The organism is Vibrio sp. S/42/10 (assembly GCF_029890535.1).
Lineage (GTDB): Bacteria > Pseudomonadota > Gammaproteobacteria > Enterobacterales > Vibrionaceae > Vibrio > Vibrio cyclitrophicus.
The window spans coordinates 25397-42979 of sequence record NZ_JAKMZC010000027.1; the positions used below are offsets into that span (position 1 = coordinate 25397).

Sequence of the window (17583 nt, forward strand, 5' to 3'; positions counted from 1 at the left end):
TACTTGGAGTATTTGATGTCTCAGCCATTTGATTATCGCAGTGTTGCAAAACAAGTTTTGGAAACCGAAGTTGCAGGTCTTACTCAATTAGACCAATATTTTAATGATGATTTTTGCAAGGCTTGCGATCTTATCCTGAACAACAAAGGTAAAGTCGTTGTGATGGGCATGGGTAAATCAGGCCACATTGGTAACAAAATAGCAGCCACACTGGCAAGTACTGGTACATCAGCTTTCTTTGTACATCCAGGTGAAGCGGCACATGGTGATTTAGGAATGATCGAACCTGGCGATATTGTGATTGCAATATCAAACTCAGGTGAATCAGGAGAGATCCTCAGCCTATTCCCAGTATTAAAGCGTTTGAACATTAAGATTATCAGTATGACAGGTAAGCCAGCGTCGAACATGGCGACCTTATCTGATATCCATTTACAAATTTCAGTACCGGAAGAAGCATGCCCACTGGGCTTAGCGCCAACAACCAGTACCACTGCTACTTTGGTGATGGGGGATGCACTAGCCGTTGCACTTTTACAGGCACGAGGCTTTACCGCTCAAGATTTTGCTCTGTCTCATCCAGGTGGCGCTTTAGGTCGTCAATTACTGTTGAAACTCGATGACATCATGCACACAGGTGATGCTCTGCCTGTTGTGACTCCGGATGCTCTGATAAGAGATGCTCTATTAGAGATATCTCAGAAAGGCTTAGGCATGACGGCAATCGTTGGTAGCGATGGTCAAATGGCCGGTATTTTTACTGATGGTGATTTACGCCGTATCTTAGACAAACGTGTTGATATTCATAACACTCAGATTGGCGACGTAATGACGCTTAATCCTACGGTAGCAGAACCAAACATGCTTGCAGTTGAGGGGCTAAACTTAATGCAGGCTAAAAGTATTAATGGCCTGATGTTATGCCATGAAGGTACATTAGTTGGAGCTTTGAACATGCATGACTTACTGAAAGCAGGAGTAATGTAATGACGCAGACAGTTGAAACGTTATACGGCACGGTCGATTCAGACGTATTTGCCGTAGCAAAAGAGATCAAACTGCTAATTTGTGATGTCGATGGCGTATTCTCGGACGGTCGTATTTACATGGGCAACAACGGTGAAGAGCTGAAAACCTTTCATACTCGTGATGGCTACGGTATCAAATCACTGATGAATGCTGGTATTGAAATCGCAATCATAACTGGTCGTAAATCTCAAATTGTTGAAAACCGCATGACTGCTCTGGGTATTAAGCTTATTTACCAAGGCCAAGATGATAAAGTAAAAGCGTATTACGATATTTGCGATAAACTTTCTGTTGCGCCTGAAAATACAGGCTACATCGGAGACGATCTGATCGACTGGCCTGTCATGGAAAAAGTTGGCTTAAAGGTATGCGTGGCAGATGGTCACCCACTACTTGCGAAGCGAGCGAATTATGTGACCACGATTAACGGCGGCCATGGTGCTGTACGTGAAGTATGTGACCTTATTCTGCAAGCAAGAAATGAACTCGACGTGCATAAAGGTTTAAGCATATGAGTTTTACTCGTATTATCTATTTAATACTCATATTTATTGCTTCTTGGTCGACCTATTATTTGTTCGACAAAGAGCAAGCTTCGACAATACAAGTGGCTCCAAATTTGGAGCTGCCCGCTTTTAGCGGCAAAAGTCTAAACAACATAAGCTATGACCAATCAGGTATCCGTAGCTATCAAGTTGAGTCGACGTATTTAGAACACTATTCAGTAGTTGGTGATACACATTTTCAAAATCCTGTTCTTTCGGTGTTCCGGGAAGGACATACGATTGAATGGCAAGTCACCGCTGATCGCGCGATTATGGATGAGAATCAAGTTGTCACGTTCTATGACAACGTTGTGGCAAAGAATCTATTGCCAGAAGCCAGTTTCGATACTATGACCACAGATAAAATGGTTGTTGAGCTGACTAGCCGAGATTTTTATTCAGAGACTCCGGTCCATATGATCGGTACATTTTTTGAAACTGAGGGTCAAGCAATGAAGGGTAACTTCGGTACCAACAATGCGACTCTCTTTAATTCTGTTCAAGGTAGATATGAAACTCTTACACCTTAGTTTATTCGCTTTGACCCTTGCGGCACCTAATGTCTATGCCCTATCTTCGGATAGTGAGCAGCCTGTCTACATTGACTCAGACAGCCAGCAATTGGATATGAAAAGTAACCAAGTGACCTTCCTTGGTGATGTAAACCTTAAGCAAGGTAGCATCAACATTAATGCCGATAAGGTCATTGTTACTCGAAATGCGGTCAACGGTGAGATAGAGGAAATTCAAGGCTATGGCAAGCCTGCGACTTTCTCTCAACTCACTGATGATGGAAAAACACTTTACGGTGAAGCTGATGATTTACATTATCAACTGATTGCCGATAAATTGATCATGACCAAGAATGCAATGCTCTCTCAAGATGGCAGTATCATCCGTGGCTCTAAGATTACTTATCAAATCGCTTCTCAAAAACTGGTTGCCGATAGTGATAGTAGCGAACGTGTATCAACGGTCTTACAACCTGCGGAAGTGAATAAGTAGCCATGGCTGTTCTTAAAGCAAAAAACCTAGCAAAAACGTACAGCAAGCGTAAAGTTGTAACCGACGTAAGCCTGCAGGTAGAGTCTGGTCAAATCGTTGGACTACTTGGGCCTAACGGGGCAGGCAAAACGACCTCTTTCTATATGATTGTAGGTCTGGTCGCTCGTGATGAAGGCACGATTAGCATTGATGACCGAGACATCAGTATTTTGCCAATGCACAGTCGCTCGCGTCTTGGTATCGGTTACCTACCTCAAGAAGCTTCTATTTTCAGAAAGCTTTCCGTTGAGAACAACATCATGGCCGTTTTACAAACGCGTGACGAGATGACCAACGAGCAGCGTCAAGATAAGTTAGAAGACCTTCTAGAAGAGTTCCACATCCAACATATCCGCACCAGTAATGGTATGGCTCTGTCAGGTGGTGAGCGTCGTCGTGTTGAGATTGCTCGAGCTCTAGCGGCAAACCCTCAGTTCATTCTATTGGATGAACCCTTTGCTGGTGTTGACCCAATCTCGGTTATTGATATCAAAAAAATCATTGTTCACCTACGCGATCGCGGCTTAGGTGTTCTAATTACCGACCACAACGTCCGTGAAACATTAGACGTGTGTGAAAAAGCTTACATCGTAAGCCAAGGGCACCTGATTGCTGAAGGTACTCCTGAAGATGTTCTCAATAACGAGCAAGTTAAACAAGTTTATCTAGGCGAACAATTCCGTCTATGATTAGATAGAGAGTATCGAGAATTCTAAGAATAATAACTAGGTAAGTCACACTGAATGAAACCCTCATTACAACTTAAGCTAGGCCAACAGTTAGCAATGACTCCTCAATTGCAGCAAGCGATTCGTTTGTTGCAGTTGTCTACATTAGATTTGCAGCAAGAGATTCAAGAAGCACTTGAATCTAACCCACTACTCGATGTCGAAGAAGGCAATGAAGAAACGCCTGCATCGGAAGAAAAACCTAGCAGTGACGAGAAAGAAACAGTTGAAGCCACAGAGCAAGACTTACCTGATAGCTCAGACTTAATCGAAAAATCAGAGATTGGTAATGAACTAGAAATCGACACAACTTGGGAGGATGTCTACAGTGCAAACACCGGAAACACTGGTATTGCGATTGATGATGACATGCCAGTTTACCAAGGTGAGACGACTGAAAGCCTACATGATTACTTACTTTGGCAGCTCGACCTAACACCATTCACTGAAACAGATAGAAGCATCGCTTTTGCTTTAATAGATGCCATTGATGACTATGGCTACCTCACCGTATCTTGTGAAGATATTCTTGAAAACTTCGATAGAGAAGAAGTAGAGCTTGATGAGATTGAAGCCGTTCGCAAACGTATTCAGCAGTTTGACCCTTTAGGTGTCGGTTCAATCAACCTGCAAGATTGCTTGTTACTACAACTGGCTACCTTCCCGCAAGATACCCCTTGGCTTAATGAAGCTAAGTTAGTACTTACTAGCCATATCGACCAACTAGGTAACCGTGATTACAAACTGGTTATCAAAGAAACTAAGTTGAAAGAAGCAGAACTGCGTGAGGTTTTGCAACTGATTCAACAACTGGATCCACGACCTGGCAGTAAGATTACACCAGATGAAACCGAATATGTTGTTCCTGATGTTTCAGTATTCAAAGATCTTGGTAAGTGGTTAGTCACCATAAATCCAGACAGCGTGCCTAAACTGAAAGTGAATCAACAATACGCCGACCTTGGAAGCAAAGGTAGCAGCGCCGACAACCAGTACATTCGCTCAAATTTGCAAGAAGCAAAATGGCTAATTAAGAGCTTAGAAAGTCGAAATGAGACGCTACTCAAAGTTGCACGATGTATTGTTGAACATCAACGTGATTTCTTCGAACATGGCGAAGAAGCGATGAAACCTATGGTTCTCAACGATGTTGCGTTAGCCGTTGATATGCATGAATCCACAATCTCTCGTGTGACGACTCAAAAATTCATGCACACACCACGTGGCATCTTCGAACTCAAATATTTTTTCTCGAGCCACGTCAGTACAGACAATGGCGGAGAGTGTTCATCGACAGCAATTCGTGCGCTCATTAAGAAGCTTGTCGCGGCGGAAAATACCGCGAAACCTCTAAGTGATAGTAAGATTGCTGCTTTACTGGCTGACCAAGGAATTCAGGTAGCTAGACGTACCATAGCAAAATACCGTGAGTCTCTGGGCATCGCCCCATCGAGTCAGCGTAAACGCCTGCTGTAGGCTAATTTAGTTAGCTATAGATTTAGTTATAGTCAGGCAACCAACTGAAAAGGAAAGTCTATGCAAATCAATATTCAAGGCCATCACGTTGATCTTACCGATTCAATGCAAGACTATGTTCACACCAAATTCGAAAAACTTGAACGCTTTTTTGATCACATCAATAGCATTCAGGTTGTTTTAAAAGTTGAGAAAATCAATCAAATTGCAGAAGCGACCCTTCATGTAAACCAAGGAGAGATTCATGCAACAGCAACAGATGAAAGTATGTATGCTGCGATTGATTCATTGGTTGATAAACTCGTCCGTCAACTCAACAAGCACAAAGAAAAGCTAAGTAGTCACTAACATGCAATTAAGCGAAGTACTTTCATTGGACTGCACCAAAAGTGCAGTCCAATGCACAAGCAAGAAAAGAGCCCTTGAGCTCATCAGTCAGATCGCAGCAGAAAGCTGTGGTCAAGATTCAACAGAACTGTTTGAGTGCATGTTGAGCCGCGAGAAAATGGGCAGTACAGGTATTGGTAATGGCATTGCTATTCCCCATGCTCGTATGAACGTCAGTGACAAAGCAATTGCTGTATTACTGCAATGCCAAGATCCCATCGAATTTGATGCGATTGATAACCGTCCTGTCGATCTACTATTTGCTCTGCTTGTTCCAAGTGAACAATGTAAGGAGCATCTAAAAACCCTTTCTTGCATGGCAGAACGACTTAACGACAAGCAGACTCTTAAACAGTTGCGTAATGCTCAAAGCGATCAAGAGCTTTACGACATCATGATTCAAGTGCCAACTTGCGAGCAATAACATGCGGTTAATCGTTGTTAGTGGCCAATCAGGAGCAGGTAAAAGTGTCGCGCTACGAGTCCTTGAAGACTTGGGGTATTACTGTGTCGATAACCTTCCAGTAAATCTGCTCAACGACTTCGTCGAGTCAGTTCGTGAAATCAATCAAAACGTCGCCGTTAGCATTGATATTCGTAACTTACCGAAAGAGCCTCAATTAGTCACAGATACGCTTGAGCAGCTTGAGTCTGCAACCGACATCGATGTGAACGTGTTGTTCTTAGATGCGAGCAAGCAAACGCTACTCAAACGCTACAGTGAAACTCGCCGAATCCACCCTTTGTCGATTGGCCAAGAAAAGCTCTCTCTTGAACAAGCTATCGATTTAGAGAAGACACTCCTAACACCGCTTGCTGAACAAGCCTGTATTGTAATTGATAGCAGCGACTGCAACCTCTACGAATTGAGTGAAAAGGTTCGCTTTAAAGTTGAAGGTAAAGAGAAGCAAGAGCTGATCATTGTTCTTCAGTCTTTCGGCTTTAAATATGGTCTACCAAGCGATGCTGACTATGTGTTTGACGTACGCTTCTTGCCGAACCCTCATTGGGAACCCGCTCTACGACCATTAACAGGTCTTGATGCCCCTATTCACTCTTTTCTAGAAAAGCACCCGGAAGTTCTAGAGCTCAAGCAACAAATCCAAGGCTTTATCGAGCAGTGGTTACCAATGCTAGAAAAGAATAATCGCAGTTACCTAACGGTCGCGATTGGCTGTACTGGCGGCAAACACCGCTCGGTTTATCTGACTCAGAAAATTGGTGAGTATTTCGATCAACTTGGCCATCAAGTTCAGATCAGACACGCCTCCCTAGAGAAGCACCAACAGGGCTAACCATGGAATTAACTCGAACTGTACTGATCCAAAATCGCTTGGGTCTTCACGCTAGAGCAGCCGTCAAGTTGGTTGAGCTAGCGCAAAGCTTTGATGCGACCATTACTATCCATAGCGAAGAAGATAAGATCGCGACTGCAGATAGCGTGATGGGGCTACTTATGCTGGAATCAGCGCAAGGGCAACACATTACCATTCAAGCGGCAGGCTCTGATTCTCAGCAAGCTCTTGATGCTGTCTGTCAGCTAATTGAAGCAAAGTTTGATGAGGGTGAGTAACGAAATACGTCACTCACGCCGCCAAAAACTCAAACAACGAACCAACCAATATTAAATCTTAGTTCTACCTAAGTTAATGATTTAAATAAGCCCCAGAATTAAGTTACTATTCCAAGCATTGTTAAAATAATGAGATAGGAGGAAAATATGGCAGAGCAATTAGAATTCGACCAAGCTCACCAAACCCTCCAAGAAGTCAGCGAAGCCCTAGAAAACGGCCGATTTGTTCATGTACGCCGACAGCTTCAGGACATGGAACCTGAAGATATTGCACACCTTTTAGAAGCCTCCCCTCGCAAAAGTCGTGATGTACTCTGGCAACTCACCGATCCTGAAGACTACGGTGAAATTCTTGATGAGCTAAACGAAGACGTCAAAGATGCTCTTGTGTCGAAAATGGCACCAGAAACCTTGGCAGAAGCAACCGAAGGCATGGAAACCGATGACGTCGCGTACGTACTTCGAAGCCTACCCGACGATGTTTCTCGCGAAGTACTTTCTCAAATGGACTCCGTTGATCGTGCTTTAGTTGAAACCGCACTATCGTACCCCGAAGATTCAGCGGGTGCGTTAATGAACACTGACGTAATCACAATCCGTGGTGATGTCGATGTTGAAGTTGTCTTGCGTTACTTACGTATGCGTGGTGAATTACCTGACGCAACTGATGCTCTCTATGTTATCGACGACGATGAACGTCTCATTGGTAACCTTTCACTCAGTACATTGATCACAACACAACCCGATGTGGCGGTTTCGGAAGTAATGGAAGATGCCGACGAAGCTATCGCTGTGGAAACCAGTGCTTCTGATATCGCCAGCCTCTTCGAACGTCGTAACTGGGTTTCAGCTCCTGTTGTCGATGTAAATCAACACCTTGTTGGCCGTATTACGATCGATGACGTGGTTGATGTCATTCGTGAAGATGCTGAACACTCTATGATGAGTATGGCGGGTATGGACGATGACGAAGACACCTTCGCTCCGGTCGTCAAATCCGCTCGTCGTCGTAGTGTGTGGTTAGGCGCAAATGTTTTGGCGGCACTCGCAGCAGCGTCTGTGTCTAATATGTTTGAGGCGACACTGAATGAGATGGCAGCCATCGCTGTTTTGATGACCATCGTACCGTCCATGGGTGGTGTTGCTGGTAACCAAACCGTTGCTCTGGTCATTCGAGGTTTAGCACTTGGTCACATTGGTGACAGTAACAAACGTGAATTACTACTCAAAGAAGCCTCTATAGGCTTCCTTAACGGCATTCTATGGGCCGTTATCATTGGCGGTATAGTAGTTGCTTGGAAAGGCAATTGGATCTTGGGAGGCATTATCTCTGCAGCGATGATGACAAACTTGATTGTCGCGGGTATTGCAGGCGTAACCATTCCAGTGATGTTGAAGAAGATGAATATCGACCCTGCCCTTGCTGGTGGTATGGCACTCACAACGGTAACCGATGTAATTGGCCTATCGGTGTTCTTAGGCTTAGCCACCATACTTATCTAGCTTGATTACCGACTCGGTAAATACAAAAAGGGAGCCATTGGCTCCCTTTTTTAATACATAAGATTTAAGCTTCAGGTTTAAATCTTATGTTTAAAACTAAGCAAATTAAGCAAATCACTCGCCTGCGACTTTCATCGACTCAAGCAAGATAGAACCGGTTTGAATTTGCGAACGTGTTTCTACGTCGTTACCAACCGCAACAATCTGAGTGAACATGTCTTTTAGATTGCCCGCGATCGTCACTTCAGATACTGGGTACTGGATTTCTCCATTCTCAACCCAGAAACCCGCAGCGCCACGAGAGTAATCGCCAGTAACGGTATTCACACCTTGACCCATCACTTCAGTCACAAGGAAACCTGTGCCTAATTCTTTTAGCATTTGCTCAAAGCTTTGACCTGTCGATTTAACGAACCAGTTATGGATGCCACCGGCATGGCCTGTTGGCGTCATATCCATTTTACGCGCAGCGTAACTCGTCAGTAGGTAAGTGGCTAAAACACCATCGGTGATGATTTCACGGTCTTGAGTGTAAACACCTTCACTATCAAATGGACTCGAAGCCAAACCACGTAAAAGATGTGGGCGCTCTGAGATATTGAACCAATCTGGTAGAATTTTCTGACCGAGGTGATCCAACAAGAAAGATGATTTACGGTAAAGGTTGCCACCACTGATTGCCATCACAAGATGACCAATTAAGCCAGTTGCGACATCGTTAGCGAACATAATCGGGTATTGGCCTGTTGGTAGTTTTTTAGCATCCAAACGACTGATCGTTTTTTCTGCAGCTTCTTGACCTACACGCTCAGGCGTCCAGAGCTCGTCACGGTGACGTGCAACTGTGTAGCTGTAGTCTCGTTCCATTTCACCGTTAGTGCCTTGCCCAATCACACAGCAGCTCGTACTGTGGCGACTGGAAGCGTAGCTCGCAAGTAAGCCATGACTGTTACCATAAACTTTAACGCCATAGTGACTGTCGTAGCTTGCACCATCACTTTGCTTGATCTTGTCGCTATAAGCTAATGCTTGCTTCTCAGCAGCTATCGCAATCTCCGCGGCATAGTCTGGGTTTGGTTCATCAGGGTGAAAAAGATCCAAATCTGGAATTTCTTTCACCATGTATTCTTTTGCGGCAGGGCCAGCAAATGGGTCTTCCGAAGTGTATTGAGCGATGTCTAGTGCCGCTGCGACAGTTTGAGCAATAGCCTTCTCACTTAGATCAGATGTGGATGCGCTGCCTTTCTTCTGGCCACGGTAAACAGTAATACCTAGTGCACCATCACTATTAAATTCAACGTTTTCCACTTCACACATACGTGTTGAAACACTTAAACCCGTTGACTTAGTAATAGCGACCTCAGCTGCGTCTGCACTCACTGATGCCATATCCAACGCTTTAGCTACTGCGGCTTCTAGCTCAACTCTTTGCTGGGCGACTTGCTGTTTTACATCCATATCTATTCTAATTTTGTAGGTCAATATTAGGTAGGATAACAAGAATTTCGCTTTCTCCCCAAGATTCTTGCTAAAATAGGCAATATATTCGTTTGAGATAGTGACATAGGCAGAAAAGATGGCTCGCAAAAACCAAAAAGCCCCATGGGAACCAGAAGAAGAAATCATCTGGGTAAGTAAGACAGAAATGAAAACGGACATGGATGCCCTGCAAAAGCTGGGAGAAGAGCTTGTTGGTTTAAAGCCTTCTGTATTAGACAAGTTTCCTCTGTCTGAAGATTTGGCACAAGCGATTAAAGATGCACAACGCTTTAAAAATGAAGCGAAGCGCCGTCAACTTCAGTACATTGGTAAAGTAATGCGTAGTGTCGATCCTGAGCCAATTCAAGCGGCTTTGGATAAAGTACGTAACAAGCACTCACAAGCAACCGCTGAGCTACATAAGCTTGAGCAACTGCGTGACCGTGTTGTAGCTGAAGGCGATACTGCCATTTCAGACGTTATGGACATGTACCCTGAAGCAGACCGTCAACGTCTTCGTCAGCTCGCTCGCCAAGCTAACAAAGAAAAATCAGCGAACAAGCCAGCCAAAGCTTCTCGTGAAATTTTCCAAATCTTAAAAGAGCTAAAGCTAGGCGACTAATCTTCGTCTTGCTTTACTTGTAAAGATAATCAAAGACCTAGCACATGCTAGGTCTTTTTGTTTTCGACGCTCTCAATATCAAGAAGTATTCAATATCAAGGCTGAATGAGTCTTCACTCACCTGCTCGAACAAAGGAACTCAATTCGACTTGTGGGTGATCGACAGTTAGCGCATCTATCGAGTCTTCGACTAAAACCTTACCCAATGCCACAAACACAAACTTGTTCGCGATACTGCGCGCATCACCTAAATGGTGTGTCACCATCAAAACAGTAATGTTTCGCTCTGCCGCTAATCGCTTCACTAAGCTCAGCATCTCTTCACGAAGCAAAGGATCAAGCGCAGAAAATGGCTCATCAAGCAGCCAAATATTATGCGGCTGTACAAAACAGCGAGCTAGCGCAACACGCTGACGCTGACCACCCGATAAATGCTCTGGCAGCCGATCTAAATACTCAGCAACCCCTACTTGTGTAGCAGCTTGTTCGACTTCTAGCTTTTGGGTTACCGTAAGCTTTAATCCTGGGTGCAAACCCAGGCCAATATTTTCACGCACCGTGAGGTGCGCAAATAGGTTATGTTCTTGGAACAACATCGCCAATGGGCGCTGATGTGCTTCTTTGCCAATCAGCGATTGGCCTGCCACCGAGATCTCGCCCGATGTTGGCTCAATAAAGCCAGCAACCAATGCGAGTAGCGTTGATTTCCCCGCACCACTTGGCCCCATAAGAGCAACAATATCGCCCTGCTCTGCTTGGAAATCAAAACTAAACAACTCTTGGTGATAATGGTAATCCACATTTTTCATCACTAACATCATCGGTTCCTTAACTCTTTAGCTTTGAGCTTCGAGTAAACAAAAATTCAATCAAACTAAAGCTGCCCACACTCAGTAACAATAAACTCACTGACACCACTGCCGCCGCTTCCATTTGATAGCTGCCTAACAATTGAAATAGATACAAAGGCAAAGTTCTAAAGTCTTGGCTACCAAACAAGGCTATCGCACTTAAGTCGCCCATCGCCAGCATAAAGCTGATTGAGAATGCTTGCGCCATCGGTTTGCGCAATGCGCGCCACTCCACGAGCCTAAAGCGAGTGAACCCTGTCATTCCTAAGCTTGCACACACATACTGATACTGCTGAGAAAGATGCAGCATAGGTTGGGCCAAGGTTTTAATCACGTAAGGCAGCGCCATCAAGCTGTTTACAGCAATCACAATAAAGAAAGCCAAACTGAACACATCGGTAAATGAGCGCAGTAATAAGAAGAGGCCCGTACTGATCACTAAGCCCGGCGTCACCAAAATAATAGTGCCAATCAGCTCAATCTTATCCGCTCTATAGTTCTTGTTTTGCAAACGCCATGTGCGACTAGTTAGAAGGATTGCGATACCAATACCAACGGCGATAATGCTTGCGAGGGAAGCAACACGAACCGAGGTCATTAGCGCAGCCCAAAACGGCTCACTGCTCAGTACAGTGAGTGCCTGGGAGTTAATACCACTTAGAACAACCATGGCTAATGGCGGTAATACCAGTATTGAGACTATGATGATCCAAAAGCTATCCCAAGCTTTTGACCACCAGCTGTCCTTAACCAAATATTTATCTTCCGACAGCTGACTAGCCGTCACAGAGATGGGCTTAGACAAACGCTGAATACTCACCGCTAATACGCCACACAACAGCATTTGCCATATCGCGAGTAACGCGCCAGCCTGCAGGTCAAAGTCGAATTTAATTGCTTGGTAGATGGCTAGCTCAATGGTGGTTGATTTCGGACCACCACCCAACGCCATCACGGTAGCAAAGCTGGTGAAGCACAACATGAAGACCAAACCGCACACATGCGGCAGCTGCTGTCTTAACCTCGGCCATTCAACCCATTTAAATTTATTCCAATGGCTCATGCCTAAATGAGCACACAGCTTGTGCTGCTCGGCAGGCACGGTATCCAAAGCTTGCAGAAGTAAACGGCTGGCGTAAGGCAGGTTGAAAAAAACATGCGCTAGTAAAATACCATTCAAGCCATAAATCGAGAATGGTAACTCTATGTCTAAGTTCGCTAAGAACTTAGCTAACCAACCACTGTTGCCGTAAATCGCCAGCAAGCCAAATACGCCGACCAACACAGGTAGAACCAAGGTTGACGCGAACAACCTTAATAACAAGGCTCTTCCAAAGAACTGTCTGCGACACAGAGCATGCGCAATAGGTATAGCAAAGCCAACACTCAGCACAGTTGAGAGTGTCGCCTGATAAAAACTGAATTTCGTTACATGCCAATAGTAAGGATCAGACCATACTAGGCTGATATCAAGAGAAGGGGCATTGCTAAGCAATGCCCCAACTGCTGAAACCACGAAGGCGGTAATGAGTATCGCAACCCAGATCCCGACCTTAGGTGTTTTCTTTATCATAAATTAATTATTTACCGTAAATGGCTCATTCCAAACATCACGAATGAGCCTTTAAGTACAGGGCGCTCATCTTTTTAATAGTAAGTTAAAAAGTAAGTGCACTCTGCCATTCACGAATCCATGGCTTACGCTTAGATGCTATTTCTTCAGGCGTGAAACCTAGCGCTTTTTGAGGAACCGTAAGTTGCTCGAACCCTTTTGGAAGCTCAATATCTGTCACTGGGTACATCCAGTTACCCGTTGGCATCGCTGATTGGAACTCGTCACTCAGAATAAATACCATAAATTTATCAGCCAGCTTTTCGTTCTTGCTGCCTTTGACCTTAGCTGCCACTTCGACTTGAGTATAATGACCTTCTTCAAAGCTTGCTGCTGCGTACTTAGAATCACCTTCTGCAATGATGTGGTAAGCCGGAGAAGTCGTGTAAGACAGGACTAAGTCCGACTCGCCTTCTAGGAACATAGAGTAAGCCTCAGACCAACCTTTAGTCACAGTAACCGTTTTCTGAGCGAGCTTCTTCCACGCGTCTGTCGCTTCATCACCGTAAACAGACTTCATCCATAGCATCATGCCTTGACCTGGTGTTGATGTACGTGGATCCTGGTAGATAACCTTAAGATCATCACGCTGCTCAACCAGTTCTTTAAGGCTCTTAGGTGGATTTACCAACTGCTCTTTGTTGTAAATAAAAGCAAAGTAGCCAAAGTCATATGGAACAAAAGTGCTGTCACTCCAACCATTAGGAAGCGTTACTGCTGACGTATCAACACTGTGCTCAGCCAATAAGCCCGTCGCTTTCGCTTCAGCCATTAGATTGTTATCTAGGCCTAACACGATATCAGCTTTGCTGTTACCACCTTCAAGACGCAAGCGATTTAAAATAGACACGCCATCTTCTAGCGCGACAAAATTCACATCACAACCACACTTTTCTTCGAATGCTTTTTCAACGGCAGGACGAGGGCCCCAATCCGCAGCAAAAGAATCATAGGTATATACAGTTAGAGTATTGTCTGCAGCAACGGCAGAGAAAGAGATAGCTGTAGTAACAGCAAGAGTTGTAAATGTTAATTTCACTGGACGCTCTCCATGGTCTGAGCGGCACAGGTTTGAGGGAGGAGAACGGTAGAAGTTGTTCCTAACTCAATTCCTACGCCAGCATTATCTGGTTCAGGTTTACGGGTCCCAAGCACTTGCTTGATCTCAGCTCGCATTCATTATTTGAATGGTTTGCTCCCCGATGAGTGTTCAGAATTGTAATTCGAATTTTAACAATAAGCTATCAAGTTTGGATCAATTACGTTGATCGTACCCCCAACGTGGCACTAAACCTTGCTCGATACCAAGATGATCGAGAATACGCGCCACCATAAAATCGACCAGATCTTCGATCGACTTAGGTTGGTGATAAAAACCCGGAGCCGCGGGCATGATCGTTACGCCCATGGTCGAGAGTTTGTGCATGTTCTCTAAGTGCAACGTAGAAAATGGCGTCTCACGAACCACTAACAACAGCTGGCCTCGCTCTTTCATAACCACGTCCGCTGCTCGCTCGATCAGGTTATCTGATAGGCCATGAGCAATGGATGCCAAGCTTCCTGCAGAACATGGACACACCACCATCTGCTTCGGTGCTGCTGAACCAGAGGCAACCGGTGAGAACCAATCATCTTTGCCACACACCACCAGCTTTTCTGGGTCGCAACCTAAATGCTTAACTAAAGCTTGTTTCGCAGCATCTGGCCCAGCAGGTAACTTAAGTTCATGCTCGGTCGCCAACACCACTCGAGCTGCCGACGATATCAGCAAATAAACCTGATAATCTGCCGCCAGTAGGCATTCAAGTAAACGCAGTCCGTAAGGCGCACCAGATGCGCCAGTGAAAGCGAGGGTTATCGCTTTATCGTGTTTTGTCATGTTCTCAATTACTTCAAATTATAAGGTCGTGGATGTCGTTAGCCTTTGAGTGCCAATCCATCCAACAGTTTTTGGTGAATGCCACCAAAGCCACCATTACTCATTACCAAGATTTGGTCGCCCACTTGTGCCTCTGAGACAATTTTAGCAACGAATGCATCCATATCATCACTCACATACGCAGGTTGGTGACAAGCGTCTGCGACATCTTGAACCGACCAATCAATATTATCCGGTTGGAATAAGTAGGTAGAATCCGCCTGTTTCAACGAATCAGCCAAAGTTTCTTTGTGCACACCACGTTTCATTGTGGCAGAACGAGGCTCTAAAACGGCAATGATTTTTTTCGTGTCGACCTTATTACGTAATCCGCCCAGAGTAAGTTCAATCGCCGTTGGGTGATGTGCAAAATCATCATAAACAGAAACACCTGCCACCTCGCCTTTAAACTCCAAACGACGCTTAGTATTAATAAAAGTAGCTAACGATTCACAAGCTAGGTCTGGTGTCACGCCCACTTGTCGTGCAGCAGCTATCGCCATCAAAGCATTATTTACGTTGTGGTCGCCCACTAAATCCCAGTTTACCGTTCCAACACATTCATTTTGGAGGTAAACCTCAAATTGAGAGCCATCTTTAACCAGCTTCTTAGCATCCCAGTCGCCTTGCTCACCACTCGATTCTCTTTCACTCCAGCAACCGCGAGCTAGAACATCTTGAATAGCGGTGTCTTGCTTAGGTGAAAAAATACGACCGTTACTTGGTACAGTGCGCACCAAATGATGGAACTGTCGCTTAATCGCTTCAAGATCATCGAAGATGTCAGCATGATCGAACTCTAGATTATTCACTACCAAGGTTCTTGGGTGGTAATGAACAAACTTAGATCGCTTATCGAAAAAAGCACTGTCGTATTCGTCGGCCTCCACCACGAAGAACATACTTTCACCAAGGCGAGCCGATATACCAAAATTACCCAATACGCCACCCACTAAGAAGCCTGGCGCATAACCACAATCTTCTAAGATCCAAGCCAACATACTTGATGTTGTAGTTTTGCCATGCGTACCCGACACCGCCAGAACCCAACGGTCATGCAGTAGGAACTCTTGCAACCATTGCGGGCCAGATGTGTATCTAAGATTATTATCCAATACATACTCAACGCACGGATTACCACGGCTCATCGCATTGCCGATAACCACTAGGTCCGGCCTTGGCTCTAATTGGCTCGGGTCGAACCCTTCAATAATTTCAATCCCTTGAGATTCCAACAGCGTGCTCATTGGAGGATAAACATTCGCGTCACTACCCGTAACCTTGTGACCTAATTGACGAGCCAATACCGCAGCACCACCCATGAAGGTGCCACAAATTCCTAAGATATGAATATGCATATATTGCTTCCAAACGCTTGGCTAAATGAACCATGTTTAAATCAAACTATCAGCCTTCATTATCATGAATTGACGATTAAAAGCGAGTGGCAATGCAAAACAAATTTAGTCGACATAGTAAGTGAGATCTGTGTCGCTTAGTTCATTACCATTAAAAAGATCTAAGCCGTAGAATTTAGGTAAGCGTCTAGATGAATAAAGCCCACACAAGAGGCAGAATCTACAGTGCTCAAATCCCCCCTAATATTGAGAGAAGTTTAAGGAAATAACATGTCTGAGATGCGCACCCTTGGTGAGTTCATTGTTGCAAAACAAAATGACTTTCCCCATGCAAGTGGTGATCTATCATCCCTTTTGTCATCAATTCGTCTTGCTGCAAAAATTGTTAACCGTGAAATCAACAAAGCAGGTCTTGTCGACATTACTGGCGCTGTTGGTACAGACAACGTTCAAGGTGAAGAGCAGCAGAAGCTAGACCTTTACGCTAACGACAAATTTAAAGCAGCTCTAGAAGCTCGCGATCAAGTTTGTGGTGTAGCAAGTGAAGAAGAAGACGAAGCAGTTGCCTTCAATAAAGAGCTAAACAAAAATGCAAAATACGTTGTTTTGATGGATCCACTTGATGGCTCTTCAAACATCGATGTGAATGTATCTGTTGGTACAATTTTCTCTATCTACCGTCGAGTATCACCGATTGGCACTCCGCCAACAGAAGAAGATTTCCTACAACCTGGACACAAGCAAGTAGCCGCAGGTTACGTGATTTACGGTTCTTCAACCATGCTTGTTTACACGACAGGCGCTGGTGTAAATGGCTTCACCTACGACCCATCATTGGGTACTTTCTGTCTGTCTCATGAAAACATGATGGTCCCTGATGAAGGTAAGATTTACTCAATCAACGAAGGTAACTACTTCCGTTTCCCTACGGGTGTTAAAAAGTACATTAAGTACTGCCAAGAAGATGAGCCGAGTGACAACCGTCCTTACACCTCTCGTTACATTGGTTCTCTAGTATCGGATTTCCACCGTAACCTACTGAAAGGTGGCATCTACTTGTATCCAAGTACACAAAGTCACCCTCAAGGAAAACTACGTCTGTTGTACGAGTGCAACCCAATTGCTTTCCTTATGGAGCAAGCTGGTGGCATCGCATCAGATGGTGTTCAACGCATCATGGATATCAAACCAACTGAGTTACATCAACGTGTGCCTTTCTTCGTTGGCTCAACAAGTATGGTACGTAAAGTAGAAGAGTTTCTTGAGCTTAACCGAGACTAGTTTTCTCGATTAATTATCAAAATAACGTCATTAAAAAAGCCAGCATTTACTGAACTGACCCCCAATAGTTGGACACCAATTATTGGGGGTCTTTTTATGTCCAAATATAGCCGAGAGCTAAAATGTATCATTGCTAGGCAATACTTAGATGGCACGTCATCTCTCTACTTAGCAAAA

Annotated in this window: 19 protein-coding genes, 1 pseudogene and 1 riboswitch; of the genes and pseudogenes, 14 read left to right on the forward strand and 6 right to left on the reverse strand. The window is 44.5% G+C overall.

The annotated features are described in order from the left end of the window. Nucleotides 1–15 precede the first annotated feature (15 nt). The 11 genes from kdsD to mgtE all read left to right on the forward strand — a co-directional run bounded on the left by kdsD (nucleotide 16) and on the right by mgtE (nucleotide 8285). Nucleotides 16–987 (forward strand): arabinose-5-phosphate isomerase KdsD, encoded by a 972-nt coding sequence (gene kdsD, locus L8S15_RS20610; protein WP_016795272.1) that lies wholly within the window; start codon nucleotides 16–18, stop codon nucleotides 985–987. Continuing rightward, nucleotides 987–1544: a 3-deoxy-manno-octulosonate-8-phosphatase KdsC gene (gene kdsC / locus L8S15_RS20615; protein WP_016768636.1), complete on the forward strand. Its 558-nt coding sequence runs from the start codon at nucleotides 987–989 to the stop codon at nucleotides 1542–1544. Before kdsD ends, kdsC begins: the two co-directional genes overlap by 1 nt. Further along, nucleotides 1541–2104 (forward strand): LPS export ABC transporter periplasmic protein LptC, encoded by a 564-nt coding sequence (gene lptC / locus L8S15_RS20620; RefSeq protein WP_010435041.1) that lies wholly within the window; start codon nucleotides 1541–1543, stop codon nucleotides 2102–2104. Before kdsC ends, lptC begins: the two co-directional genes overlap by 4 nt. Further along, nucleotides 2085–2579, forward strand: a complete 495-nt coding sequence (gene lptA, locus L8S15_RS20625) for a lipopolysaccharide transport periplasmic protein LptA (protein ID WP_010435043.1) — start codon at nucleotides 2085–2087, stop codon at nucleotides 2577–2579. Before lptC ends, lptA begins: the two co-directional genes overlap by 20 nt. A gap of 2 nt (nucleotides 2580–2581) precedes the next feature. Beyond that, the gene (gene lptB, locus L8S15_RS20630; protein WP_004735304.1) at nucleotides 2582–3307 is read left to right on the forward strand and encodes an LPS export ABC transporter ATP-binding protein; all 726 of its coding nucleotides are present in this window, start codon (nucleotides 2582–2584) and stop codon (nucleotides 3305–3307) included. 54 nt (nucleotides 3308–3361) lie between these two features. Next, on the forward strand, nucleotides 3362–4822 hold the full coding sequence (locus tag L8S15_RS20635) for an RNA polymerase factor sigma-54 (RefSeq protein WP_010435046.1): 1461 nt from the start codon (nucleotides 3362–3364) through the stop codon (nucleotides 4820–4822). A 60-nt stretch (nucleotides 4823–4882) separates the two neighbouring features. Continuing rightward, complete coding sequence (hpf, locus tag L8S15_RS20640; protein WP_010435048.1) at nucleotides 4883–5170, forward strand: ribosome hibernation promoting factor; 288 nt, start codon at nucleotides 4883–4885, stop codon at nucleotides 5168–5170. Between the two features lies 1 nt (nucleotide 5171). Beyond that, entirely contained in the window at nucleotides 5172–5633 is a 462-nt protein-coding gene (gene ptsN, locus L8S15_RS20645; protein WP_004738707.1) for a PTS IIA-like nitrogen regulatory protein PtsN, read from the forward strand. Between the two features lies 1 nt (nucleotide 5634). Beyond that, nucleotides 5635–6504 (forward strand): RNase adapter RapZ, encoded by an 870-nt coding sequence (gene rapZ, locus L8S15_RS20650; RefSeq protein WP_280574942.1) that lies wholly within the window; start codon nucleotides 5635–5637, stop codon nucleotides 6502–6504. 2 nt (nucleotides 6505–6506) lie between these two features. Further along, a complete protein-coding gene (locus L8S15_RS20655) occupies nucleotides 6507–6782 on the forward strand; it encodes an HPr family phosphocarrier protein (RefSeq protein WP_010435056.1) in 276 nt (91 codons plus the stop codon). A 147-nt stretch (nucleotides 6783–6929) separates the two neighbouring features. Then, a complete protein-coding gene (gene mgtE, locus L8S15_RS20660; protein WP_010435057.1) occupies nucleotides 6930–8285 on the forward strand; it encodes a magnesium transporter in 1356 nt (451 codons plus the stop codon). A gap of 114 nt (nucleotides 8286–8399) precedes the next feature. On the opposite strand, the gene pmbA is transcribed toward mgtE, so the two are convergent. Next, the gene (gene pmbA, locus L8S15_RS20665; RefSeq protein WP_016791417.1) at nucleotides 8400–9743 is read right to left on the reverse strand and encodes a metalloprotease PmbA; all 1344 of its coding nucleotides are present in this window, start codon (nucleotides 9741–9743) and stop codon (nucleotides 8400–8402) included. A gap of 118 nt (nucleotides 9744–9861) precedes the next feature. Here pmbA and yjgA point away from each other — a divergent pair, with 118 nt between their 5' ends. After that, nucleotides 9862–10386, forward strand: coding sequence for a ribosome biogenesis factor YjgA (yjgA, locus tag L8S15_RS20670; protein ID WP_016795276.1), 525 nt, complete (start codon nucleotides 9862–9864; stop codon nucleotides 10384–10386). A 113-nt stretch (nucleotides 10387–10499) separates the two neighbouring features. On the opposite strand, the gene thiQ is transcribed toward yjgA, so the two are convergent. The 5 genes from thiQ to mpl form a co-directional block, all read right to left on the reverse strand. Further along, nucleotides 10500–11204 carry a thiamine ABC transporter ATP-binding protein gene (gene thiQ / locus L8S15_RS20675; protein ID WP_010435064.1) on the reverse strand — a complete coding sequence of 235 codons (705 nt, stop codon included), beginning with the start codon at nucleotides 11202–11204 and terminating at the stop codon, nucleotides 10500–10502. Between the two features lie 10 nt (nucleotides 11205–11214). Further along, entirely contained in the window at nucleotides 11215–12810 is a 1596-nt protein-coding gene (gene thiP, locus L8S15_RS20680) for a thiamine/thiamine pyrophosphate ABC transporter permease ThiP (protein WP_261894894.1), read from the reverse strand. 85 nt (nucleotides 12811–12895) lie between these two features. Next, nucleotides 12896–13888 carry a thiamine ABC transporter substrate binding subunit gene (gene thiB / locus L8S15_RS20685; RefSeq protein ID WP_280574951.1) on the reverse strand — a complete coding sequence of 331 codons (993 nt, stop codon included), beginning with the start codon at nucleotides 13886–13888 and terminating at the stop codon, nucleotides 12896–12898. 53 nt (nucleotides 13889–13941) lie between these two features. Beyond that, nucleotides 13942–14061: riboswitch (TPP riboswitch) on the reverse strand. A gap of 43 nt (nucleotides 14062–14104) precedes the next feature. Further along, nucleotides 14105–14728 carry a flavin prenyltransferase UbiX gene (locus L8S15_RS20690; RefSeq protein WP_016787846.1) on the reverse strand — a complete coding sequence of 208 codons (624 nt, stop codon included), beginning with the start codon at nucleotides 14726–14728 and terminating at the stop codon, nucleotides 14105–14107. A gap of 38 nt (nucleotides 14729–14766) precedes the next feature. After that, entirely contained in the window at nucleotides 14767–16125 is a 1359-nt protein-coding gene (gene mpl / locus L8S15_RS20695) for a UDP-N-acetylmuramate:L-alanyl-gamma-D-glutamyl-meso-diaminopimelate ligase (RefSeq protein WP_280574953.1), read from the reverse strand. 270 nt (nucleotides 16126–16395) lie between these two features. Here mpl and fbp point away from each other — a divergent pair, with 270 nt between their 5' ends. Next, complete coding sequence (fbp, locus tag L8S15_RS20700; RefSeq protein ID WP_010435070.1) at nucleotides 16396–17406, forward strand: class 1 fructose-bisphosphatase; 1011 nt, start codon at nucleotides 16396–16398, stop codon at nucleotides 17404–17406. Between the two features lie 96 nt (nucleotides 17407–17502). Beyond that, a pseudogene (locus L8S15_RS21880) lies at nucleotides 17503–17583 on the forward strand (helix-turn-helix domain-containing protein); the annotation flags it as partial.